Source organism: Ruegeria sp. AL1 (assembly GCF_056540905.1).
This window is the reverse complement of the sequence record NZ_JBQFXP010000012.1, coordinates 115033-136018: the sequence shown is the minus strand read 5'-3', so window position 1 is coordinate 136018 and position 20986 is coordinate 115033. Positions and strand designations below refer to the sequence as shown.

General features: G+C 59.0%; 22 protein-coding genes and 1 tRNA gene. 15 read left to right on the top strand and 8 right to left on the bottom strand.

Going from position 1 to position 20986, the window contains the following annotated elements:
* Positions 1 to 10 precede the first annotated feature (10 nt).
* A complete protein-coding gene (gene ttcA / locus ACRZ9X_RS18745) occupies positions 11 to 904 on the bottom strand; it encodes a tRNA 2-thiocytidine(32) synthetase TtcA (protein WP_480521617.1) in 894 nt (297 codons plus the stop codon).
* Between the two features lie 109 nt (positions 905 to 1013).
* On the opposite strand from ttcA, the gene ACRZ9X_RS18740 reads away from it, so the two are divergent.
* Positions 1014 to 1949, top strand: coding sequence for an alpha/beta fold hydrolase (locus ACRZ9X_RS18740; protein ID WP_480521616.1), 936 nt, complete (start codon positions 1014 to 1016; stop codon positions 1947 to 1949).
* A gap of 6 nt (positions 1950 to 1955) precedes the next feature.
* On the opposite strand, the gene yidD is transcribed toward ACRZ9X_RS18740, so the two are convergent.
* Genes yidD through rpmH form a run of 3 tightly spaced genes read right to left on the bottom strand, consistent with a single transcriptional unit; the run spans position 1956 to position 2772 of the window.
* The gene (yidD, locus tag ACRZ9X_RS18735) at positions 1956 to 2189 is read right to left on the bottom strand and encodes a membrane protein insertion efficiency factor YidD (RefSeq protein ID WP_480521615.1); all 234 of its coding nucleotides are present in this window, start codon (positions 2187 to 2189) and stop codon (positions 1956 to 1958) included.
* Complete coding sequence (gene rnpA, locus ACRZ9X_RS18730) at positions 2186 to 2611, bottom strand: ribonuclease P protein component (RefSeq protein ID WP_480521614.1); 426 nt, start codon at positions 2609 to 2611, stop codon at positions 2186 to 2188. Before rnpA ends, yidD begins: the two co-directional genes overlap by 4 nt.
* A gap of 26 nt (positions 2612 to 2637) precedes the next feature.
* Entirely contained in the window at positions 2638 to 2772 is a 135-nt protein-coding gene (gene rpmH / locus ACRZ9X_RS18725) for a 50S ribosomal protein L34 (RefSeq protein WP_005980833.1), read from the bottom strand.
* A 296-nt stretch (positions 2773 to 3068) separates the two neighbouring features.
* On the opposite strand from rpmH, the gene ACRZ9X_RS18720 reads away from it, so the two are divergent.
* The 4 genes from ACRZ9X_RS18720 (at position 3069) to ACRZ9X_RS18705 (ending at position 6765) form a co-directional block, all read left to right on the top strand.
* Positions 3069 to 3800, top strand: a complete 732-nt coding sequence (locus ACRZ9X_RS18720; protein WP_480521613.1) for a TVP38/TMEM64 family protein — start codon at positions 3069 to 3071, stop codon at positions 3798 to 3800.
* A 4-nt stretch (positions 3801 to 3804) separates the two neighbouring features.
* Positions 3805 to 5223 carry a dihydrolipoyl dehydrogenase family protein gene (locus tag ACRZ9X_RS18715; RefSeq protein WP_480521612.1) on the top strand — a complete coding sequence of 473 codons (1419 nt, stop codon included), beginning with the start codon at positions 3805 to 3807 and terminating at the stop codon, positions 5221 to 5223.
* Positions 5224 to 5241: 18 nt separating this feature from the next.
* Positions 5242 to 6624 (top strand): sensor histidine kinase, encoded by a 1383-nt coding sequence (locus tag ACRZ9X_RS18710; protein ID WP_480521611.1) that lies wholly within the window; start codon positions 5242 to 5244, stop codon positions 6622 to 6624.
* A gap of 64 nt (positions 6625 to 6688) precedes the next feature.
* Positions 6689 to 6765: transfer RNA gene (locus ACRZ9X_RS18705), tRNA-Arg, on the top strand.
* Between the two features lie 261 nt (positions 6766 to 7026).
* Here ACRZ9X_RS18705 and ACRZ9X_RS18700 read toward each other — a convergent pair.
* A complete protein-coding gene (locus ACRZ9X_RS18700) occupies positions 7027 to 8124 on the bottom strand; it encodes a Gfo/Idh/MocA family protein (RefSeq protein ID WP_480521610.1) in 1098 nt (365 codons plus the stop codon).
* A gap of 12 nt (positions 8125 to 8136) precedes the next feature.
* Positions 8137 to 8847: a GntR family transcriptional regulator gene (locus ACRZ9X_RS18695; RefSeq protein ID WP_480521609.1), complete on the bottom strand. Its 711-nt coding sequence runs from the start codon at positions 8845 to 8847 to the stop codon at positions 8137 to 8139.
* A gap of 107 nt (positions 8848 to 8954) precedes the next feature.
* On the opposite strand from ACRZ9X_RS18695, the gene ACRZ9X_RS18690 reads away from it, so the two are divergent.
* The 7 genes from ACRZ9X_RS18690 to ACRZ9X_RS18660 all read left to right on the top strand — a co-directional run bounded on the left by ACRZ9X_RS18690 (position 8955) and on the right by ACRZ9X_RS18660 (position 15341).
* Positions 8955 to 10109, top strand: coding sequence for an LLM class flavin-dependent oxidoreductase (locus tag ACRZ9X_RS18690; protein ID WP_480521608.1), 1155 nt, complete (start codon positions 8955 to 8957; stop codon positions 10107 to 10109).
* The gene (locus tag ACRZ9X_RS18685) at positions 10109 to 10999 is read left to right on the top strand and encodes an aldo/keto reductase (protein ID WP_480521607.1); all 891 of its coding nucleotides are present in this window, start codon (positions 10109 to 10111) and stop codon (positions 10997 to 10999) included. Before ACRZ9X_RS18690 ends, ACRZ9X_RS18685 begins: the two co-directional genes overlap by 1 nt.
* Positions 10999 to 11514, top strand: a complete 516-nt coding sequence (locus tag ACRZ9X_RS18680; RefSeq protein WP_480521651.1) for a flavin reductase family protein — start codon at positions 10999 to 11001, stop codon at positions 11512 to 11514. The genes ACRZ9X_RS18685 and ACRZ9X_RS18680 overlap by 1 nt, the downstream gene beginning before the upstream one ends.
* Positions 11515 to 11567: 53 nt before the next feature.
* Positions 11568 to 12155 carry a TRAP transporter small permease gene (locus ACRZ9X_RS18675; protein WP_480521606.1) on the top strand — a complete coding sequence of 196 codons (588 nt, stop codon included), beginning with the start codon at positions 11568 to 11570 and terminating at the stop codon, positions 12153 to 12155.
* Complete coding sequence (locus ACRZ9X_RS18670) at positions 12156 to 13445, top strand: TRAP transporter large permease (protein ID WP_480521605.1); 1290 nt, start codon at positions 12156 to 12158, stop codon at positions 13443 to 13445.
* A 25-nt stretch (positions 13446 to 13470) separates the two neighbouring features.
* Positions 13471 to 14538, top strand: coding sequence for a TRAP transporter substrate-binding protein DctP (gene dctP, locus ACRZ9X_RS18665; protein ID WP_480521604.1), 1068 nt, complete (start codon positions 13471 to 13473; stop codon positions 14536 to 14538).
* 98 nt (positions 14539 to 14636) lie between these two features.
* Positions 14637 to 15341: a phytanoyl-CoA dioxygenase family protein gene (locus tag ACRZ9X_RS18660; RefSeq protein ID WP_480521603.1), complete on the top strand. Its 705-nt coding sequence runs from the start codon at positions 14637 to 14639 to the stop codon at positions 15339 to 15341.
* A gap of 4 nt (positions 15342 to 15345) precedes the next feature.
* On the opposite strand, the gene ACRZ9X_RS18655 is transcribed toward ACRZ9X_RS18660, so the two are convergent.
* Positions 15346 to 15816: a tetratricopeptide repeat protein gene (locus ACRZ9X_RS18655; RefSeq protein WP_480521602.1), complete on the bottom strand. Its 471-nt coding sequence runs from the start codon at positions 15814 to 15816 to the stop codon at positions 15346 to 15348.
* A gap of 6 nt (positions 15817 to 15822) precedes the next feature.
* Between ACRZ9X_RS18655 and ACRZ9X_RS18650 the strand changes: the two genes are divergently transcribed.
* The 3 genes from ACRZ9X_RS18650 to ACRZ9X_RS18640 all read left to right on the top strand — a co-directional run bounded on the left by ACRZ9X_RS18650 (position 15823) and on the right by ACRZ9X_RS18640 (position 19932).
* A complete protein-coding gene (locus ACRZ9X_RS18650) occupies positions 15823 to 17103 on the top strand; it encodes a cytochrome-c peroxidase (protein ID WP_480521601.1) in 1281 nt (426 codons plus the stop codon).
* 271 nt (positions 17104 to 17374) lie between these two features.
* The gene (locus ACRZ9X_RS18645) at positions 17375 to 18760 is read left to right on the top strand and encodes a bifunctional enoyl-CoA hydratase/phosphate acetyltransferase (RefSeq protein ID WP_480521600.1); all 1386 of its coding nucleotides are present in this window, start codon (positions 17375 to 17377) and stop codon (positions 18758 to 18760) included.
* Complete coding sequence (locus ACRZ9X_RS18640; protein WP_480521599.1) at positions 18760 to 19932, top strand: acetate/propionate family kinase; 1173 nt, start codon at positions 18760 to 18762, stop codon at positions 19930 to 19932. Before ACRZ9X_RS18645 ends, ACRZ9X_RS18640 begins: the two co-directional genes overlap by 1 nt.
* A gap of 211 nt (positions 19933 to 20143) precedes the next feature.
* On the opposite strand, the gene gph is transcribed toward ACRZ9X_RS18640, so the two are convergent.
* Entirely contained in the window at positions 20144 to 20809 is a 666-nt protein-coding gene (gene gph, locus ACRZ9X_RS18635; RefSeq protein WP_480521598.1) for a phosphoglycolate phosphatase, read from the bottom strand.
* Between the last annotated feature and the right edge of the window lie 177 nt (positions 20810 to 20986).

Genomic DNA, 20986 nt, shown 5'->3' with positions numbered 1-20986 from the left:
GAGTCAGTCGTTAACGCAGCCGGGGGATTTCTTCCGAATTTTCGTCTATTTGACTCGGACTTATCGCCAGGTTGGCAAAATCGAATAGTTTCGGGTCAAGCAGATGCGAGGGCCGGGCGTTGGTCAGGGCCCGGAACATCACCTGTCGCCGCCCGGGCGCGTTCTTTTCCCACTGGTCAAGGATTTGCTTGACCTGTTGCCGCTGCAAGCCATCCTGGCTGCCGCACAGATCGCAGGGAATGATCGGATAATTCATCGCCTTGGCGAATTTCTCGCAATCGGCCTCGGCCACATGCGCCAGCGGGCGGAATACGAACAGATCGCCTTCTTCATTCACCAGTTTTGGTGGCATGGTTGCCAGCCGACCCCCGTGGAAGAGGTTCATGAAGAAGGTTTCCAGAATGTCATCACGATGATGGCCCAGAACCACGGCGCTGCAGCCCTCTTCGCGGGCAATCCGGTACAAATTGCCCCGACGCAAGCGCGAACAGAGCGCGCAATAGGTCCGGCCTTGCGGAACCTTGTCGACAACGATCGAATAGGTGTCCTGATATTCAATGCGATGCGGGACCTGCATGCGTTCCAGAAATTCCGGCAGCACGGTTGCGGGAAACCCGGGCTGACCCTGGTCCAGATTGCAGGCCAGCAGATCGACGGGCAGCAGCCCACGCCATTTCAACTCATACAACACAGCCAGCAGAGTATAGCTGTCCTTGCCCCCGGACAGACAAACCAGCCACCGCGGCGGCTTGGCGTCTTTGTCATGGGCAGACGGATCGACCATCCCGTATTGTTCGATGGCTTCGCGGGTCTGGCGCACAATGCGTTTGCGCAGCTTCTTGAACTCGGTGGTCGAAGGGGCGCCCGCAAAGAGCGGATGGATATCGTCGGCTTCATCAAACATGGGGCTGTGCGTACACCGGGCCTTGCGTCCGGGCAAGGTGCAACGCTGCGTGTTTGGGAAAGTCCGCCGGATGTGCTAGGACAGCGGCATTTCAAGCAGGAGCGAATTCATGGACTATTTCTTTTCCGTCCGCGCCCGCAGTGGCGATCACTACACTAATAAACTGGGGGCCGCCCGGTATCTGGCGATCCCCGGCACCGCAAAACAGCCCATGCGCAAACACGAGGTCAGGGTGTCTGACTGGTTGCGCGATGTTCAGGCTGCCGCCGGGGCAACCGATGAGAACAAAGGCCACATCGTTGTTTTTGTGCACGGGTTCAATACCGAGCAGTTCGAGATGCTGGAACGTCATCGCAAAATCCGCAAAGGGCTTGAGGCCCACGGGTTCAAAGGCGTTGTTATCAGCTATGATTGGCCCAGCGACGGGTCCGTTTTGGGCTACAACTCGGACCGGGCCGATGCGCGGCGGTCGGCGGACAAGCTGTTTGTGCACGGCATCAATCGGTTGTCGCGGATGCAGACGGCGGATTGTCGGTACAATATTCACGTTCTGGCGCATTCCATGGGCACCTATCTGGTGCGTGAGGCGATGGATTATGCCGATGACGACCATGCCACGGCGCAGACCAGTTGGACCACCAGCCAGGTTGCCTTTGTGGCGGCGGATGTGTCGTCGAAATCCTTCCGCGAGGGGAACCCCAAGACCTCATCCTTGTTACGCCGCAGCACCCGGTTGACCTGCTATTACAGCCCGTTTGACGAGGCTCTGTCGGTCTCGGAAATCAAACGCATCGGGGTCTCGCGCCGGGCCGGTCGGGTCGGGCTGCCCGAGGATCGGGCGGATAAGGCGGTGAACCTGTATTGCGGGGATTTCTACAAGAAGACCAAAGACAGCTATCCCGATGGGAAATCCGCCTCGCACAGTTGGTATTTCGATGCGCCGCGGTTCTACGAAGACCTGTATCACACGTTTATGGGCAATCTGGATCGTGAGGTCATTCCGACGCGGTCGCGCACGGACCGTGGAAATCTGGCACTGGTTTGATGCGCCTCAGTCCTTGTGGCTGTCCGGCACCGGATCATAACCGGTGCCGCCCCATGGATGACACCGGCCAATACGGCGGATGGCCAGCCACGCCCCCTTGATCGCGCCGTGTTTTTCCAGCGCTTCCAGCGCAAAGGCCGAGCAGGTGGGCTGATAGCGGCAGTTGAATCCCACCCATGGGCTGAGGATCAAGCGATAGGCACGAATGGGCAGGGCGATAAGCTTCGCCAGAACGCTCATCCCTTGTCCCCGTGCAGTTTGCGCAGGGCGTATCTCAGGTCGTCCATTAAGGCAGGGAAGTGGCGATCTGCGGTCACGTCGGCGCGCCCGATCAGCACATAGTCCCAACCGTCGCGGCCTTGCGCGGGCAACACCGCACGGGCCGCTTCGCGCAGACGGCGCTTGGCCCGGTTGCGGGCCACGGCATTGCCGACCTTCTTTGAACATGTGAAACCGACGCGCATACCCTCGGCCTCGCCCAAGGCGCGTTTGCGGGCTTGCACCATCATCGACGCGGTGCCATGCCTGCGGGCGCGGGCGGCCTTCAGGAAATCGGCGCGTTTTTTCAGAACGGTCAGAGAGACAGGCGCACAAACGGACGCCGCCGGGGGCGTGTCCCCGGGGTGGTTCGTACCATCCTCAGGGGCCTCCGGCGGCGTCATGTTCATAACCTGAAAAGTCGAGCGGTTTACGCGCTCAGCGATTTGCGGCCACGTGCGCGGCGCGCGTTCAGGATTTTGCGGCCGGCTTTGGTAGCCATGCGCGCGCGGAAACCGTGGCGGCGTTTGCGAACCAGGTTCGAAGGCTGATAGGTGCGTTTCATCGCTCCGTCTCCATTCAATAGCGGTGGGGTGCGGCGCGGATTCGCCTGGCCCGAGTGTTCGAAGCCCGTCCTCTACTGGGTGGCGGGGGGTAAGTCAAACCCCTAGGTGGGGGTTTTGCCCGCTTTTGCAACAATTCTGTAACCGCGTAGGTCAAAAAGTTTCAAAATGAGCGTTTTGCTGGCCCCGACACTCACATTCCCTGCCGTAAACATCAACGCGGCGTGAGGTCCCTGTTGCCGCGCCGCCAGACATCGCATGTTGGGTGCAGATGAAACGCACAAAACCGGACAGCCCCATGAGCGATGCAACTCAGGCCCCGCGCAACGGACTTGCGCGTCATATTCCTTTGATGGTGATCCTTGCGGTTGCCGTGCTGGGATTTTTTACACTGGGCGACTACCTGACATTTGAGACGCTGCGGGACAACCGCGAAGCGCTTTTGGCATGGCGGGACGCAAATTATTGGGCGATGGTCGGTGCCTTTGTCGCGATCTATATCGTGATCGTTGCGTTTTCGCTGCCTGGCGCAGCCGTGGCCTCGATGACCGGCGGGTTCTTGTTCGGGTTGTTCGCCGGAACTGTGTTCAACGTCTTTGCCGCCACCATTGGAGCATCGGCTATCTTTCTGGCGGCGCGCTGGGGATTGGGCGAATCCCTAACCGCGCGGCTCGAATCTTCGGAGGGCACCGTCAAAAAGCTCAAGGACGGGCTGCGCGAGAACGAGATCTCGGTGCTCTTTCTGTTGCGACTTGTTCCGGTGGTTCCGTTCTTTGTTGCAAATCTTGTGCCTGCGCTTGTGGGTGTAAGGTTCCGCAACTTTCTGATCACGACCGCGCTGGGCATTATCCCCGGCGGCATCGTCTATACCTGGATCGGTGTTGGTCTGGGCGGCGTTTTCGACCGAGGTGAGACGCCGGATGTCTCTCTCCTGTGGGAGCCGTTTGTCATCGGGCCAATCATCGGCTTGTGTGTGCTGGCCGCGTTGCCCATTGTGATCAAAACTCTGCGTGGCCGAAAGGACGGCTGACCTCATGCAAGAACTCAAGACCGATATCCTGGTGATTGGCGCCGGGTCAGGGGGGCTGTCCGTTGCGGCGGGTGCCAGCCAGATGGGCGCAAAGGTGATCCTGCTGGAAGGCCACAAGATGGGCGGCGATTGCCTGAACTTCGGGTGCGTGCCGTCCAAGGCGCTGATCGCCAGCGGCAAGGCGGCTTATGGTCAGGCCCACGCCTCGGCGCTGGGGATTGCGGACGTGATGCCTCAGGTGGACTACGCTGCCGCCAAGGACCATGTGCATGAAGTCATCGCGCAGATCGAACCGATGGACAGTCAGGAACGGTTCGAAGGGTTCGGCGTCAAGGTGATCCGTGAATACGGCAGCTTTGTCTCTCCGACGCAGGTGCAGGCGGGTGACACTCTGATCACCGCGCGCCGTCTCGTGATCGCAACCGGTTCGTCGCCGCTGGTTCCACCGATCCCCGGTCTGGATCAGGTGCCGTATTATACAAACGAGACGATTTTTGACCTGCGCGACAAACCCGACCATCTGGTGATCATCGGTGGTGGCCCGATTGGCATGGAAATGGCGCAGGCGCATATTCGGCTGGGCTGCAAGGTCACTGTCATCGAAGGTCTGCAGGCGCTGGGCAAAGACGATCCCGAAGCCGCCGCAATCGTTTTGGATACCCTTCGCGCCGAAGGGGTCGAGATTCACGAACAGGCCATGGTCGCCCAGATTCGCGGGTCGGACGGCAAGATCGACGTCGTTACGGAAACGGGGCAGATTTACTGTGGGTCGCATCTTCTGCTGGCAGCAGGGCGCAAGGCGAATACCGACCGGCTCAACCTCGAGGCCGCCGGGATCGAGCCGACGCGAACCGGTATCAAGGTTGATGACACGTTGCGGACGACAAACCGCAAAGTCTATGCCATCGGCGATGTTGCCGGAGGGCTGCAATTCACCCATGTGGCCGGATACCACGCGGGGATCATCATCCGGTCTGCCCTGTTCGGCTTGCAGTCCAAGGCCAAAACTGCACATATCCCCTGGGCGACCTATACCGACCCCGAATTGGCGCAAGTGGGACTGACCGAGGCGCAGGCGCGTGCTCAGCATGGCGACAGGGTCGAAGTCGCGCGGTTTGAGTATCACCACAATGATCGCGCAATTTCCGAGCGTAAGACGCAAGGCTTCATTAAGGTCATGGTCGTAAAAGGCCGCCCTGTCGGGGCTACAATCGTAGGTCACCAGGCGGGCGAACTGATCAACTTGTGGTCGCTGGCGTTGGCCAATAACCTGAAGATGGGTCAGATCGCCGCAATGGTTTCGCCCTATCCGACGATCGGAGAGCTTAACAAACGTGTGGCGGGTGCCTATTTCTCGCCAAGGCTGTTTGAGAATCAAACAGTTAAACGAGTGGTCGGGTTGGTCCAGCGCTGGATGCCCTGACCTGAGGAGGAGCGCAAAGTGAACTCGCTTTCGGGCCGATTTCTGATCCTGACCACGGTCTTCGTCATGTTGGCCGAGGTTTTGATCTTTGTGCCGTCGATTGCACGCTTTCGCGAAGATTTCCTGCTGAACAGGCTGGAACGGGCGCAAATCGCCTCGTTGGCTTTGCTGGCCGATGACATGCTGGCCGATGATCTTGAGGCTGAATTGCTGGCCAATGCGGGTGTCTACAATGTGGTTCTGCGCCGGGATGAGGTGCGTCAGCTGATGCTGTCCTCGGCTATTCCCGACCAGATCACCAAAACCTATGACCTGCGGGATGCCAGTCCCTGGGTGCTGATCCGGGACGCCACGATTCGTCTGTTTACGCCGGGAAATGAAATCATTCGCGTCATCGGTGCCCCGGTGAAAGAGGCCGGTTTGTTGATCGAGGTGACGACCGACAGTGATCCGTTGCGCTCGGCGATGACCGATTACGGGCTGCGCATTCTGTTTTTGTCTTTTGTCATTTCGATCATCACCGCGTTCTTCCTGTTCCTGGCTGTACGGGTCGTTCTGGTGAAGCCGATCAAGGGCGTGGTCGGCTATATGCAGCGCTATGCCAGCGCGCCCGAGGATGCCCGCGGCATCATCTCGCCCAATTCCAAAGTGACCGAACTGCGCGAGGCCGAAGAGGCGCTGCAGACCTTGCAGACCGATCTGACGCAGGCCTTGAAACAACGCGAGCGCTTGGCACAGTTGGGAGGGGCCGTGGCCAAGGTCAGCCACGATCTGCGTAACATTCTGACTTCGGCCCAGCTGTTCACGGACCGGATTGAGGCCAGCAATGACCCGTTGGTGAACCGTATGGCGCCAAAGCTGGTCAACTCGATCACCCGCGCGGTGTCCCTTTGCGAAAGCACTTTGGCTTTTGGGCGGGCCGAAGAACCCGCGCCGACCCTGACGATGGTTCCGGTTCGCGACGTCGCATCAGACGTGGTTGCCAGCGAGCAGCTCGCGGTTGCCGACGCTTGCGTCGAGCTGATCAATGACGTGCCCGAAGATCTGGTTGCCCGCGCCGACCCCGAGCAACTGTTCCGTGTGATCATGAACCTTGTACGCAATGCCCGACAAGCGCTGGTGGCCGCAGGCAAACCGGGCAGGATCACGGTTTCGGCCGCCGAGCACGAGGCGGATTGGCGCATCGAGATCAGCGACACCGGCCCCGGCCTGCCTCCTAAGGCCCGCGAGAATCTGTTTACCCCGTTTCAAGGCGGTGTCCGCAAAGGCGGCTCGGGCCTCGGCCTTGCGATTTCTCAGGAACTGGTGCGCGGTCATGGCGGCGATCTGCTGCTGAAAGACACGGGCCCTAAGGGTACGACCTTTGAAATAAGGCTTCCCAGAGGCGACGGGACTTTTTGAATTATTTTTGCAGAATCCGCTTGCACGCACCCGGCCCCGGGTCTACATAGCGCCTCACCAACGCGGACCGATAGCTCAGCTGGATAGAGTACTTGACTACGAATCAAGGGGTCGGGGGTTCGAATCCTCCTCGGTCCGCCACTTGGTAAAATCATTTGAAATCAGAATCTTGGCCAGCTGCTGCGAAGATCTGCCTTGGCTGTCAAGAAGTCCGTTCCCTAGGCATTGCCAAGAAACACTCGGCTCTTCGCGCAAAGGAGGGCCGACCTCTTTGCCGCCCGAATGTGATTTGGGAAATTCTCCGTAAGATAAAGGGCGCGCAGACGACGCCCGATTTCCGAGGCTAATCCGTGGAACCAGTTGTGAGCAGGCGATTGAAGCGACATATCGCCTGTTCACCCATCATCCAAGATCAACCGTTTGACCAAGTCGCAGTGACTCTTGCGCGGCCAGTCCCATTCTGACGGCCCATATCCCATCGCTTAGAGACACGTCAGGGGTGGAGCGTTCACCGCGCACCAGATCCAGAAAACCCTGATGCTGGAAATAGGTCGAGCCATTGTGATCGCCGGCCGCCAACAATTTGGGGTCGACAGGGATGTCGCGGGTCACAGGGCCCTTGGGGTCGCGCGGGCTGATGATCAGTTGCGGCACAGGGGGCGTGCCCAGATGTTCGGGCCAGAACCGACCGGGGCCGGGGATCAGTGCTTCGACCTTGGCATCGGGTCCGATCGCGCTGAGTTCTTCCTGATACCGTGCGCCCTCGGCGAACATGCAAAGCTCCAGCATGGCGCGCGCGCCCGAGGCGAACTCGGCGATGACATAGCCGTTGTCCAGAATGTCGGGGGTCTCTCCGTCATAGGTCTCGTCCAGATGGTTAACCGACTGATCGCCGATCGCGGTGATCCGCACCGGATCAGAATTCAGGATGAGACGCATGAGATCGAAGAAATGGCAGCACTTTTCGACAAATGTTCCGCCGGTGTTGCGGCTGAACCGGTTCCAGTTGCCGACCTTTTCAAGAAATGGAAAACGATGTTCGCGGATGGACAGCATCTTGATGCCGCCGGTCGTGTCTTGTGCCTCGGCGATCAGCGCAGCAATGGGCGGCATATAGCGGTATTCCATCGCAACCCAGATCGGGTGAGGGTATGTCTTGTCCAATTCCGCCAGGCGATCCGCGTCAGCCGCATCGGTGAAGAGCGGTTTTTCGACCAGCAAGGGCAAGGGGCGGGTGGCTGCGATTTCCGTCACCTGGCGGACATGCAGATGGTTCGGGCTGGCAATGACGATGCAATCCAGGTCCTCAACTCGCAGCAGCGCCTGAATGTCAGGAACGATCAATGCATCCGGGGCAATCTGCGCGGCCTTTTCGGCCATACCCGGATCTGGCTCGACAATGGCTGCGACATGGGTTCCTTCCAGCAAGGCGATGTTGTGCAGGTGCTCTTGCCCCATCATGCCGCATCCGATCAGCCCGTAGTTGATGGTCCGGGTCATGCGCGTTTCCTTTTACTTCAGACGTTGGACGTAGGTGGCCCGATCCGGATCGAACCAGGTTCTTGAGAATTCGACGGGCTCTGGCCTTTCCGACCAGCTGAACCGTTCAATAAATCCGGCTGTTTCACCGGCCTGTTTGGTAAAGCCAGGTGGGGTCCAGTCGGGCAGACGGGCAACCGAAACCCTGTCTTCGGCCCGCGTAATCCAGAAGCCCAGTTGTTGCTGGTAATAACGGTACAGCGAGTCGGACAGCAGCGCCCGGTTGATCTGCCCCGCCGATTCGTCCAGCCAGATTTCCTCGACCGCGATGATTGTGTCATTCAGATAGCGCATGCGGCGCACCCGTGATCCGCGATGTGTCGCTCCAAATTGCGGCAGGTCAGCGGGCTTTCCCAACTGGTCGACCGACAGGATATCCGCGCGGGGCAGGCCCCCGCCTTCGGGCAGCTCCAGCCGAAACATGGCATAGACGCTGTTCTGGGTTCCGGTCTCGCGAATGTAGTTTCCCGAGCCCTGAATGCGCTCCAGCATCCCTTTTTTCTCAAGCTCGGCCAGCGATTTTCGCAAGGTTCCGACCGAGACATTCAGGTTGGCCGCCATGTCCCTTTCCGGTGGCAAACGCTCGCCATCGATCAGACGCCCGGCAGCGATGTCGCGGATCAGCAGTTCCGCGATCTGAACATAGATCGGCAAGGCGTTGGGATTGCGGTGGGTTGTTGCCATCAGAGCGCGCTTCACTGAGTCGCAGAAATAATTGATACACTATTGATCTACATCAATGTGCTTGCTACGCAAGAGGAAAGTCAAAAGATGCACGGAGAACGAATCAAATGGCCATCGTCCCCATCACATCGCCCGATCTGGATGCGGCGGAAGTGTCCTGGTTCGCGGCGCTGTGTTCGGACGATTATCAGTTTCTGGGCGTGCCCGATGGCGATCTGCGGTCAAGCTGGGACCATTGTTCTGGCATCGTGAAGGAGGCCGAGGCGCAGGGCTTTCGCAATATTCTTTGCCCGTCTTCTTATCAGGTTGGCCAGGACACGCTGAGCTTTGTGGCAGGCTGTGCGCCGATCACCGACAAAATCAACCTTTTGGCCGCCGTGCGCTGTGGCGAGATGCAGCCGATCATGCTGGCGCGCACCATCGCGACGTTGGATCACATGCTGAAAGGAAGGCTGACGGTGAATATCATTTCGTCGGATTTCCCGGGCGAAAAAGCCGAAAGCGCCTATCGTTACCAGCGGTCACGCGAAGTGGTCGAGATTCTGAAACAGGCATGGACGCAGGACGAGATCAATCATTTCGGTGAGGTCTACAATTTCTCGGGTCTAACGACAGATCCTGCCAAACCTTATCAAACTGGCGGTCCCTTGTTGTATTTCGGAGGCTATTCCCCGTCCGCACTGGAGCTGTGCGGCGAGCATTGTGACGTCTATCTGATGTGGCCCGAGACCAAGGATCAACTGGCCGAGCGGATGAAAGCGGTCCATGCGGTTGCCGAGAATTACAACCGCACGCTGGATTACGGCCTGCGTGTCCACATGATCGTCCGCGATACCGAGGCCGAGGCGCAGGAATATGCGGACTATATCGTATCGAAACTGGACGACGAATATGGCCGCGCCATTCGCGAGCGGGCTTTGGATGCCACCTCGCTGGGTGTGGCGCACCAGTCCAAGAACCGGGATCTGGCGGATGAGTATGGCTATGTCGAACCCGGGCTTTGGACCGGTGTCGGGCGGGCGCGGTCAGGATGCGGTGCAGCCCTCGTCGGCTCCACGGATCAGGTCATGAGCAAGATTGAAGAATACCAGAAGATGGGCATTCGCGCTTTCATCTTCTCGGGCTATCCGCATGTCGATGAGGCCCGCCATTTCGGCGCGCGCGTGCTGCCGAACCTGAAAACATGTTCCCTGCCACAGGCTTACGGGCGAGTCCCCGCTGACGTGCCGGCGACACCGTTGGGCTACGGGATGCGCCGCTGATGCAACGTGTAGCGCTTTCCGACACTCTGGACCTGAGCCGCCTTGTCTATGGCATGTGGCGCTTGGGCGATGACCACGATACGTCGGCTGCACATGTCGAAGCCAAGATTCACGCCTGTCTGGATCAGGGCATCACAACCTTCGATCAAGCGGATATCTACGGTGATTACAACGCCGAGGCTGTTCTGGGCGCTGCCCTTCGGGCCAACCCTGCACTGCGCACGAAAATGGAGATCGTGACCAAATGCGATATCGTCGCGCCCTGCGGTCGCTATGCGCATGCCAGGGTCAAATATTATGACACGTCACGCGCGCATATCCTGAACTCGGTCGAGACATCGCTGACCGAAATGGCGATCGACCATATCGATCTGCTGCTGCTGCACCGCCCTGATCCATTCATGGACCATAACGAAACCGGTGCTGCGCTGGATGATGTTGTGGCCAGTGGCAAGGTCCGCGCGGTGGGCGTGTCGAATTTCCGCCCCTGGGATTGGGAATTGCTGCAATCGGGCATGAAAACCCGGCTGGTGACAAACCAGATCGAAGTGTCGCTGGGACAGATCAGCCCGTTCACCAATGGCGATCTGGCCTTTCACCAGCGGCACGGACATCCGGTTATGGCGTGGTCGCCGCTGGGTGGCGGCGTGCTGATGGCGGGAAACCCGCCAGTCGGTGTCGTGGCGGATGAGATTGCGGCGGACTTCGGCGTTGACCGCGCCGCTGTCGCCATTGCGTTTCTGATGGCACACCCGGCTGGCATCCTGCCGGTTCTGGGCACCAATAATCTGGACCGGATCAAACGCATTTCCGATGCGCTCAAAGTCAATCTGGATCGCGAAAGCTGGTTCCGCCTTTATGAGGCGGCGCTGGGACAAGAGGTACCATGATGAATGCTATTTCAAAGATGACACCGCACACATTCGTCCCGCACAAGGATGACACGCGTCGTTTGCGCGACGCCTTTGGCCGCTTTGCCACCGGTGTTACCATCGTCACCTGCGACAGCGAAGACGGGCCGATCTGCATCACGGCCAACAGTTTCTCATCCCTGTCGCTGGACCCGCCTTTGGTGATGTGGGCCGGTGATCGCAACTCGCGCCGGTTCCCGTATTTCCACAAAGCCAGCCATTTCAGCGTGCATGTCCTGTCAGCCGAACAGGCCGAGCTGTGTTTTGGCTGCTCGAAAAATGCTCATGCCTTGCGCGAGATCGAGCATGAGCGCTGTGTGAATGGCACGCCGCTGCTGCCGGACTGCCTTGCGCGGTTTGAATGCGAACAACATGCGTATCACAACGCGGGCGATCACGTTATCGTCGTGGGTAAAGTTCTGAAGGCCAGCATGTGGGACGGAGACGCGCTGACTTTTTACGCCGGTAAACTCGGCCAATTCGCGCAGCCCTAAGCGTGATTTGACGACCGCAGGCCAAACCCGCGGCTGAACAAGGGAGGATCCGCATGGGCGGACTGGCGTCGGCGTTAGCGCCGATTGCATTCGTGAACGAAACCGTGCTGCGTTTTGGCCGCGCGGTTGGCGTCGTTGCGATTGCATTGATGGTGATCGCAATCCTGATTCAGGTGTTCTTTCGATATGTTTTGGGCAACGCTTTACCCTGGCCCGATGAGGCGGCCCGCTTCTGCATGTTGTGGATGACGGGTCTTATGGCCCCGACCGCGTTTCGCCGTGGCGGGTTTGTGGCCATCGACATGGTGCCGATGATGTTGCCGAAGGCAATCGGGCAGGTGCTGATGCTGTTCCTGCTATTCGTTTCGCTGGCGGTTTTGCTGGTTGCGGTGAATATCGGCTGGTCCGAAGTGACCGGCTTTGGCGGAAAATTCGCGACCGCCGCGCTGTATCTGCCGACCTCATTTGGTTTCGACGAATGGTTTCGCATCCCGCGCAGTTGGATGATGGCGTCTTTGCTTGTCGGCGTTGTCCTGCTGATTTCGGTCAATGTCGAATTGATCCTGCGGTCCATCGTGACCCTGATGGGCGGTGGCGATCTGCTGCCTGAAATCGCGGATGCACCGGTGGGGGCTGAATAAATGCTGATCTGGTTCCTGCCAACTTTCCTAGTTTTCCTGATGATCGGCCTGCCGGTCTTTTTCGCCTTGCTGGCGGCGCCCGGTATTCTGCTGTGGCTGAACGGCCAGACCAACGACATCACGCTGCTCTATCGCAATGTCTATAACGGCATGGACAGCTTTCCGCTGATGGCAATCCCCTTCTTTATGCTGGCCGGAGAGTTGATGAACCGCGGCGGCATCACCATTCGATTGGTCGAGTTCAGCCAGGCCCTGATGGGCCACCTGCGGGGCGGCCTTGCGCATGTGAACGTGCTGAGCTCCATCCTGTTCGCGGGGCTTTCGGGTTCGGCGGTGGCGGATACCTCGGCGCTGGGGTCGATGCTGATCCCGGCGATGGAGAAACAGGGCTATACCCGCAAATTCGCCGCCGCGATCACCGCGGCCAGTTCGGTAATCGGGCCGATCATTCCGCCCTCGGGCATCATGATCATCTATGCCTATGTCATGGGCGAAAGCGTGGCGGCCCTGTTCCTTGCCGGCATCGTGCCCGGCGTGATGGTGGGCGTCGGGTTGATGCTGATGATCAAGGTCATGGCCGACAAGTACGATTTCCCTGTCGCCAGCCGCAAATACACATGGGGCGAGCGACGTCAGGCCAGCCTCAAGGCGTTCTTCCCGCTGCTGACCCCTGTCATCATTCTGGGCGGTATTCTGGGTGGTGTCTTCACGCCGACCGAGGCGGCCGCGGTCGCCGTTGCCTATGCGTTCATTATCGGATTTTTCGTTCTGCGGACGCTCACTTTCAAGGAAGTCCCGGAAATTCTCAGCAATGCGGGACTGACCTCGGCGGTGGTTCTGCTGCTGGTGGGGGCGGCGATGGCGTTCAAGACGGTGGTCAGCCTCAGCCATGCGCCGGAACAACTGGCTGCGCTGATCCTCGGTCTGTCGGAAAACCCGCTGATCCTGCTGTTCCTGATCAACCTGCTGCTGTTCGTTGTTGGCATGTTCCTGGATGCAGGCCCCGCGATCATCATTCTGGGCCCGATCCTGGGGCCAATCTTCACCAGCCTGGGTGTGGACCCGATCCATTTCGCCATTATCATGAGCGTCAACCTGACCGTTGGCCTTGCGACGCCACCAATGGGGCTTGTGCTGTTCGTGGCGGCCGCCGTGTCGCGTGAGAAAGTGGAAACCATAGCCAAGGCGATCCTGCCGTTCCTGGCGGTCGAAATCATAGTGATCTTCTTGATCACCTATGTCCCCGCAATATCCATGACGATCCCGAGGATAACGGGATTTGCAAACTGAACTGAGTATCACAGGGAGGAAACGAATGCTCAGAAGATTTATGAAAACCGCCGCGGTGGCGACCTCGCTTGTGGCCGTATCGGCCCTGGCGGCGACGGCTGCCGACTTTACCTTGCGGGCAACCGCGAACTCGAATGAGAACGATGAAGACTATGACGGTCTGATCGTTTTCAAGAACTATGTCGAGGCCGCGTCGAACGGCGCGATCGAGGTGGAACTGTTCATCGGGACGCAGCTGTGCTCAAACGGCGCGGAATGCCTGCAGGGTGTGGCCGAAGGTCAGATCGATATCGTGATCCAGACCTCAGGCGGGACATCTGGTATTTTCCCCTTTGTTCAGGTGCTTGATCTGCCTTACCTGATGTCGGATGACCGGGTGGCCGAGGCAGCGCTTGCCAACGGATCGCCCTTTGTCACCAAGATGCAAGAGATGGTCGCCGAAAACTCGGGCGGCGCGTTGCGTCTGATGACCATCGGGAACACCGGCGGATGGCGCAATTTTGCCAACACCCAGCGCCGCATCCAAAGCCCGGGCGATATGGAAGGGCTCAAGATCCGGACCGTGGTCGCGGACCTGCCGCAGGAGCTGGTCAAGGCTCTTGGCGCGGCCCCGACCCCGATCCCGTGGCCTGAACTGTTCACCTCGTTCCAAACCGGCGTTGTTGAAGGCTCTAAAAACGGCATTACCGACATCATGAGCATGAAGTTCCCCGATGCCGGTCTGAAATATGTCACCTTGGACGGGCACGCGTATATGGGCGCGCTGTGGTTCATGAACAACGAAAAGTTCATGTCGCTGCCGCCGGAGTTGCGCAGTGTTGTGGTCGACGGGTTCTATCAGCTGCAACAGGCGACATTCGCATCGCCCAAGCGCAAGTCGATTCAGGCTTATGAAGAGTTCGTGGCCGAAGGTGGCGATCTTTATGTGCCGACACCGGAAGAAAAAGCAGCGTTCAAAGAAGCGGCCGCTCCGGTTTACGATTGGTTCAAGTCCAATGTGGACGGTGGAGAAGCAGCCTTTGATGCGCTGGTCGCAGCCGTGACCGAAGCAGAAGAGTCAATTGCGGCCACCCGCGCTGCTGAAACACAGTAAGGCGGTATAATAAAAAAGACGTCGCGCGCGGATCACACCGCGCGCGATTTACCCAAAATCCCATTACAACATTCAAACCCTGCGCCAATGAGGCTCACATGCTCGACCAGACCGATGCATTCCGTCGCCAAGGCTACTTGGTATTTGAAAATGCGCTGAGCGACGATGAACTGCAGATGCTTCGCGGCACCTGCGACACACTGTTAGAGGAACCCGCCCACGACGGCGGAGGAGACTTGCACAAGATCGGCCTCGGTGACGCGCGCCGTTTTCTGCGGCACCGGCATCCGGATTTTCCGCCGTTGGAGGATTTCCTGCTGGGCGACAAGATCGCCGACATCACCAGAGCCTGCGGGATTGAGGACGCGATGCTGTTCAACGAACAATTCGTGGTCAAGGGTGCGGGCAAAGGCGCGAGTTTTGCGTGGCATCAGGATGGTGCATATGTCGGGTTCGATCACGTCCCTTACCTGACGGTCTGGATCGCGGTGGATGATGCCACCGAACAGAACGGCTGTGTCTACATTCTGCCGCGCGACCTGGATGCGCAGCCGGATCTGGACCGCCATGAATGGCAGGAAGACAGCAATGAGCTGAACGGCTATTTCGGCGATGAAACAGGCACGCCGATGACCTGCAAGGCGGGCACGATTGTGGCCTTCTCAAGCCTGACGCTTCACAGCTCGGGCGCGAATTCGACGACCGATCCGAGGCGGGCTTTTGTGTGCCAATACTCCTCGGGCCCGATCATTGACCCCGAAACCAACGCACCAAAGCGATTTGCGAAACCGCTCAGGGCCTGAGGCATCAGCGGAACGGATACATCCACGGGCGGTAATCATTGACCAGCACATGAGCTCTTGCAATTTCCTCTGGCGTCATCTTCTTGACCACCTCTTCAAGGCTGATCGCCGCATCGGGGTCGCCGCCGATGGCGCTGAGCGTGTACCACATGTAGGCCCGGACCAGATCGGGTGCAGGCATGCCGAGGCCCAGTTCATAATACCAGCCGACCCCGGACTGCGCCCCGGGATGCCCCTTGAGCGAGGCGCGCAGATACCACTCGAACGCCCGCTCATAATCCTGTTCAACCCCAAGGCCCAGCCCGTACATCACGCCGATCAGTTCTTCGGCCTCGGCATTGCCGGACCGGGCCGCTGGCAGCAATTCCTGACGCGCGGCCTCAAACTCTCCGGCTTCCATAAGGTCGCGCGCCTCTTCCAGCTCGGCCAACGCCGGGGTCGCAAAAAGGCAAAGGGCAAATACAAGCTGGCGCATGGGGCGATGGCTCTCCTCTGGGTCGGTACGGCGGTGGCGCAGGACATGCCGCGCGCGCTGACCGATGATGACTTCATCTCCTTTGATAGGGAACAGGCCGCCATCGGTCATCAACTGTTTTACGATCCGATCCTGTCGGGGAACAACAACATCGCCTGCGCCCATTGCCATCACCCGGATTTCGGCACATCAGACGGGCTGTCGCTGGGCATCGGCGAAGGCGGGCAGGGGCTGGGGCCGGATCGCACACCAGGGGTCGGAGAGGACAGAATCCGCAAGCGCATCCCCCGGAACTCGCCCGGGCTGTGGAACCTTGGCGCCAAGGAAATCCACACGATTTTCCACGATGGGCGTCTGAGTATTTCGGATGTTTACGGCAACGGGTTCAACTCGCCCGCGCAGGAATGGTTGCCCGAGGGGCTGAATTCGCTGCTGGCCGCGCAGGCGTTGTTCCCGCTGACCTCGCAGTTCGAAATGGCCGGGAACGTTGGCGAAAATCAGGTCACGGGCGCGGTGCATGACCGGATCGACCGGGGCTGGCCCATTCTGGCCAAGCGCGTCCGAACCGATCCGCGATACGGGCCTGCCATGGTTGACGCCTTTGCCGAGGTCGACACCACCGAAGACATCACCATCACGCAGATCGCCAACGCGCTGGCGGCTTTCATGGCAATCGAGTGGCGCAGCACCGACAGCCCGTTCGATCAGTATCTGGCCGGAGACGGGGATGCCCTGTTGCCGGAGCAAAAAGAGGGGATGGAGCTGTTCTATGGCAAGGCGCAATGTGCCACCTGCCATTCTGGGTCACTGCTGTCGGATCAGGAATTTCACGCCTTGTCCCTGCCGCCGTTCGGGCCCGGACGCACGCGGCAATGGGACCCATACGTCCGTGACGTGGGTCGAATGGGGGAAAGCAACCGGCTGGAGGATGCCTATCGTTTCCGCACGCCGATGTTGCGCAACGTCGCGCTGACCGCACCTTATGGCCATAATGGCGCATTTCCTGATCTCGAAAGCATGATCCGACATCATCTGAGCCCCACCGAAAGCCTGAGCGGCTGGACGCAGGACATGGCGCGCCTGCCAAAAGTTCCCTGGCTGGAGAAGGTGGATTTTATCGTCTGGCAGGACAAGCCCGAATTGCAGCGACAGCTAGACAAGATCGATATCCAACCGCTCAGCCTGTCGGATCAGGAAATCGATAACCTTGTTGCCTTCATGCATGCGCTCACAGGCACCGGTGTTGATCATCCGCCGTTTGGTGTGCCGGATACGTTCTCTCCCTGAAGGCGGACTGTGCAGGCGACGGCCCGTCATCCGCACGTCAAAAAGGAATGGTGTATTCGGCTCGACGATATACACAGATGACGCGTTGCGCCGATCAAAACTGACGCTCCGGCGAAATCCCAAGCGCGCGTCGCCGGCGGGACCGAAAGAGGATTGCAGCATTGGTTTTTCGCTCAATTGCCCCTAAACCTCGGGCACGCGTCACCCGGTCCGGAACATCCGGCGCCATGTGCGCGAAGCCCGCTCTGGCCCTCACCAACTGAGAAGATTCATGCGCTATCACAACAAAACATACGACCAACTGCAGATCGGTGACAGCGCCGAGCTTTCTCGGATTTGTACCGAGGACGACTTTTTCGTCTTTGCCTCGAACTCGGGCAACCACAACCCGCTGCACCTGTCGACCGAAGACGGCGACGGGGATTCCGTGAATGAGGCGATTGCTCCGGCATTGTTTATAGGTGCTCTGATCTCGGCGGTATTGGGGAACATTCTTCCCGGCGCTGGCACGCTTTACAAATCGCAGAATCTTGAATTCGGCAATCGTGCCCATGCGGGCGAGGAATTGCTGGCCCGGGTCGAAGTGATCGAAAAGCGCGAAGATCGCGAAGTGCTTATGGACACCCGCGTCACACGGCCCAGTGATGGCGCGGTTATCGTGACCGGGCAAGCGGTGGTGATCGCGCCGGAAAAAGAGCTGTTCTTTCGGGAAATCGAGCTGCCCGGCCTCGTTGTCCAGCGTCATCGTCATTTCGACGCATTGCTTGAACGATCCCGCCCGTTGGATGCGGTGCCCACAGCCGTCGTCGCGCCGGAAGAGCCGAACTCGCTGGGCGGCGCGCTGCTGGCGGCACAAGAAACGATCATTGACCCGATCCTGATCGGTGATCCCGACAAGATTGCCGCAGCTGCGCGGGAAACCGGGATGGAACTGGGTGACATCGAGATCATCCCGGTCAGCGGTCATTTCGATGCGGCCAACACGGCGGTGGATCTGGTGGCAGATGGCCGGGCGCAAGCGCTGATGAAAGGGCATTTGCACACGGATGACCTGTTGCGCGCAGCCTTGCGGCGCGACCGAGGTCTGCGCGCGGGGCGGCGGTTTACTCATGTGTTCGTGATGGATGTTCCGGGCCAGCCGCACCCGTTGCTGGTAACCGATGCCGCCATCAATATCGAGCCTGACCTGGAGACCAAGATCGACATCACCCAGAACGCCATCGATGTGGCGATCTCGATCGGGATCGGCGCGCCCAAAGTGGGTGTGTTGTCGGCCGTTGAAACGGTGAACCCTTCGATCCGGTCATCAATTGATGCAGCCCTGTTGTCGAAAATGGCCGAACGCGGGCAGATCAAAGGTGGGCTGGTAGATGGCCCGCTGGCCATGGACAACGCAGTCAGCCTGGCGGCGGCCCGCACCAAGGGGATCGTGTCCGAAGTGGCGGGGCGCGCGGATATTCTGGTCGTACCCAATCTGGACGCTGGCAATATGCTGGCCAAACAGCTGACCTATATTGCCCATGCAGAAGGCGCGGGTGTTGTGCTTGGGGCAAAGGTTCCGATCATTCTCAACAGCCGTGCGGATGATGACAAGGCCCGTTTGGCCTCATGCGCGGTTGCGGCGCTGCACGCGGCGCGTTTGTCCGGGACGATTTGATGACGCATATCATAACCCTGAACGCTGGGTCTTCTTCGCTGAAGTTCGGGTTGTTTTCAACGATTGGAGCAGACCCCGAACCCGTCTGCACCGGCCTGGTCGAGCGGATTGGCAGCTCTGACGCGCGTATCAAGGCGCGAATGGCCGATGACACTGTTCTGACGGATGAGGTCTCGGATGTGGTCCGAGACCACACCGACGCGCTGGACCGGGTTCTGTCCCTGCTGCAAAGCGCTTTTCCCGGCGCTCGGATCGGCGCGGTCGGGCATCGGATCGTACATGGTGGACCTGACAATGACCGCCCATTGGTTCTGACGCCGGAAACTCTGTCTGCGCTTCGGCAACTGGAGCCGTTTGCACCTTTGCATCAACCTTATAACCTTGCCGGAGCCATGGCCGCGATCAAGCGGTTTCCCGATGCCGCTCAGGTGGCTTGTTTCGACACGGCGTTTCACCGCAATCACCCCTGGGTCAACGATACATTTGCTTTGCCGACCGAGTATTACGACATGGGTGTCCGGCGGTACGGCTTTCACGGGTTAAGCTATGACTATATCGCCGGTCATCTGGCGCAAACCGAACCCGCGCTGCATCGTGGCCGCGTGGTGGTGGCGCATCTGGGCAACGGGGCGTCCATGTGTGGAATGAAGGCGGGACAATCCATCGGTTCCAGCATGGGGTTCTCGGCGCTGGATGGGTTGCCAATGGGTACACGGTGCGGGCAGCTTGATCCGGGTGTGATGCTGTTTCTGATGGATCAGAAAGGAATGGGTCCGTCCGAGATTTCGGATCTTCTGTATCGGCAATCAGGTTTGTTGGGCCTGTCGAGCCTGTCCAACGACATGCGTACTCTGGAGCAAGCCAACACGCCCGCAGCGCAACGGGCCATCGCTTATTTCACGTTTCGTGCGCGACGCGAGGTAGGTGCACTGGCCGCTGTTCTTGGCGGTCTGGATGCGCTGGTCTTTACCGGAGGGATTGGAGAGAACTCGGTTCTGGTGCGGGAACAGATTTGCAGCGATATGGGATGGCTGGGCCTGGATTTGGACGCTGAGGCCAATGCCGGAAATGCCCGCGTGATCTCGACCGGAGAATCGCAGGTGCAGGTGATGGTGATCCCCACCAATGAAGAGCTTGTGATCGCCAGGGCTGCGGCTGAACTGATCGTCTGAATCACCGCAGATCGACACGCAAGGATCGCGTTGGCACCTAAAAAACCACCCACTACGGGAAACCCCCAATTTCGTGATCAGGCGTGATTCGTTAACTTCTGGTTAATGAATGGGCCAATGCGCCACTACCACTTTCATTAATTTCCCCCGAAAGAGGGGCTGGCTTCTACCCCCTCAGCCGGCCCCTCTAACCTTTTAGGGGCCTTCGATCTCATTGGGTCTGTCGAACGATATCCTGCACCAGTCGGGGCAACAGGGCGCTGTCGTCGTAACTGACCGTATGGGGAATCTGGTCGATGGGGGATTTTCGGTAGCCCTGGGTGAATAGAAGAAATGGCACTTGCGCGCGGTGTGCGGTTTCAGCATCCACCTCGCTGTCCCCCACAAAAACACGTGGCCCAACCGAAGGCAGTGCGTCAAAACTGGCGAATAGGTGATCGGGGTCGGGTTTTCGGGTCTGCAATGAATCTCCGCCAATTACAGAGTCAAAATACCCGGACAGGTTCAGAGCAGTCAGGATATGCCGGGCCGGGTCTTCCGGTTTGTTTGTGCAAACACCCAGCGCACATCCCATATCGCGCAACTGCGAAAGCGCTTCAGGAACGCCGGGATAAACGACCGTATTCTCACTGGAAGATGCGTTGTAATGCGCCAATGTGGTTTGCGTCAGGACCTCGTGCCTGTCCATCGGCAAGCCACAATGCACGATTGTGCGCTCGACCAGTTTGGGCAGGCCGTTGCCTACGAAGTGTTGCACCGTTTCGCGGGGCAGGGGGGCCATCCCCTCGTCGGCGAGCATACGATTCACGGCACCGGCAAGATCTGCGAGGCTGTCGATCAGAGTTCCGTCCAGATCAAAAACTACAACGGCGGTCATCTGGCGGTTTCCTTCCATGTTAACAACCTCAAAGCCTTAAAATGCTGCGGATTTGGGCGCAACTGATACTTAAATCCATTGGTCTGGTTTCTCTGACTTGACAAATCTTAGTGTTTTTATCAGATTAATGCTCAAGACCAATCAGCCACCCCTGTTCAGGGTCAGCCAGATCGATGA

Coding starts and splice junctions, on each gene's coding strand:
- ttcA (WP_480521617.1), bottom strand. CDS start 904: ATGTTTGATGAAGCCGACGATATCCATCCGCTCTTTGCGGGCGCCCCT.
- ACRZ9X_RS18740 (WP_480521616.1), top strand. CDS start 1,014: ATGGACTATTTCTTTTCCGTCCGCGCCCGCAGTGGCGATCACTACACT.
- yidD (WP_480521615.1), bottom strand. CDS start 2,189: ATGAGCGTTCTGGCGAAGCTTATCGCCCTGCCCATTCGTGCCTATCGC.
- rnpA (WP_480521614.1), bottom strand. CDS start 2,611: ATGACGCCGCCGGAGGCCCCTGAGGATGGTACGAACCACCCCGGGGAC.
- rpmH (WP_005980833.1), bottom strand. CDS start 2,772: ATGAAACGCACCTATCAGCCTTCGAACCTGGTTCGCAAACGCCGCCAC.
- ACRZ9X_RS18720 (WP_480521613.1), top strand. CDS start 3,069: ATGAGCGATGCAACTCAGGCCCCGCGCAACGGACTTGCGCGTCATATT.
- ACRZ9X_RS18715 (WP_480521612.1), top strand. CDS start 3,805: ATGCAAGAACTCAAGACCGATATCCTGGTGATTGGCGCCGGGTCAGGG.
- ACRZ9X_RS18700 (WP_480521610.1), bottom strand. CDS start 8,124: ATGACCCGGACCATCAACTACGGGCTGATCGGATGCGGCATGATGGGG.
- ACRZ9X_RS18695 (WP_480521609.1), bottom strand. CDS start 8,847: ATGGCAACAACCCACCGCAATCCCAACGCCTTGCCGATCTATGTTCAG.
- ACRZ9X_RS18690 (WP_480521608.1), top strand. CDS start 8,955: ATGGCCATCGTCCCCATCACATCGCCCGATCTGGATGCGGCGGAAGTG.
- ACRZ9X_RS18685 (WP_480521607.1), top strand. CDS start 10,109: ATGCAACGTGTAGCGCTTTCCGACACTCTGGACCTGAGCCGCCTTGTC.
- ACRZ9X_RS18680 (WP_480521651.1), top strand. CDS start 10,999: ATGAATGCTATTTCAAAGATGACACCGCACACATTCGTCCCGCACAAG.
- ACRZ9X_RS18675 (WP_480521606.1), top strand. CDS start 11,568: ATGGGCGGACTGGCGTCGGCGTTAGCGCCGATTGCATTCGTGAACGAA.
- ACRZ9X_RS18670 (WP_480521605.1), top strand. CDS start 12,156: ATGCTGATCTGGTTCCTGCCAACTTTCCTAGTTTTCCTGATGATCGGC.
- dctP (WP_480521604.1), top strand. CDS start 13,471: ATGCTCAGAAGATTTATGAAAACCGCCGCGGTGGCGACCTCGCTTGTG.
- ACRZ9X_RS18660 (WP_480521603.1), top strand. CDS start 14,637: ATGCTCGACCAGACCGATGCATTCCGTCGCCAAGGCTACTTGGTATTT.
- ACRZ9X_RS18655 (WP_480521602.1), bottom strand. CDS start 15,816: ATGCGCCAGCTTGTATTTGCCCTTTGCCTTTTTGCGACCCCGGCGTTG.
- ACRZ9X_RS18650 (WP_480521601.1), top strand. CDS start 15,823: ATGGCTCTCCTCTGGGTCGGTACGGCGGTGGCGCAGGACATGCCGCGC.
- ACRZ9X_RS18645 (WP_480521600.1), top strand. CDS start 17,375: ATGCGCTATCACAACAAAACATACGACCAACTGCAGATCGGTGACAGC.
- ACRZ9X_RS18640 (WP_480521599.1), top strand. CDS start 18,760: ATGACGCATATCATAACCCTGAACGCTGGGTCTTCTTCGCTGAAGTTC.
- gph (WP_480521598.1), bottom strand. CDS start 20,809: ATGACCGCCGTTGTAGTTTTTGATCTGGACGGAACTCTGATCGACAGC.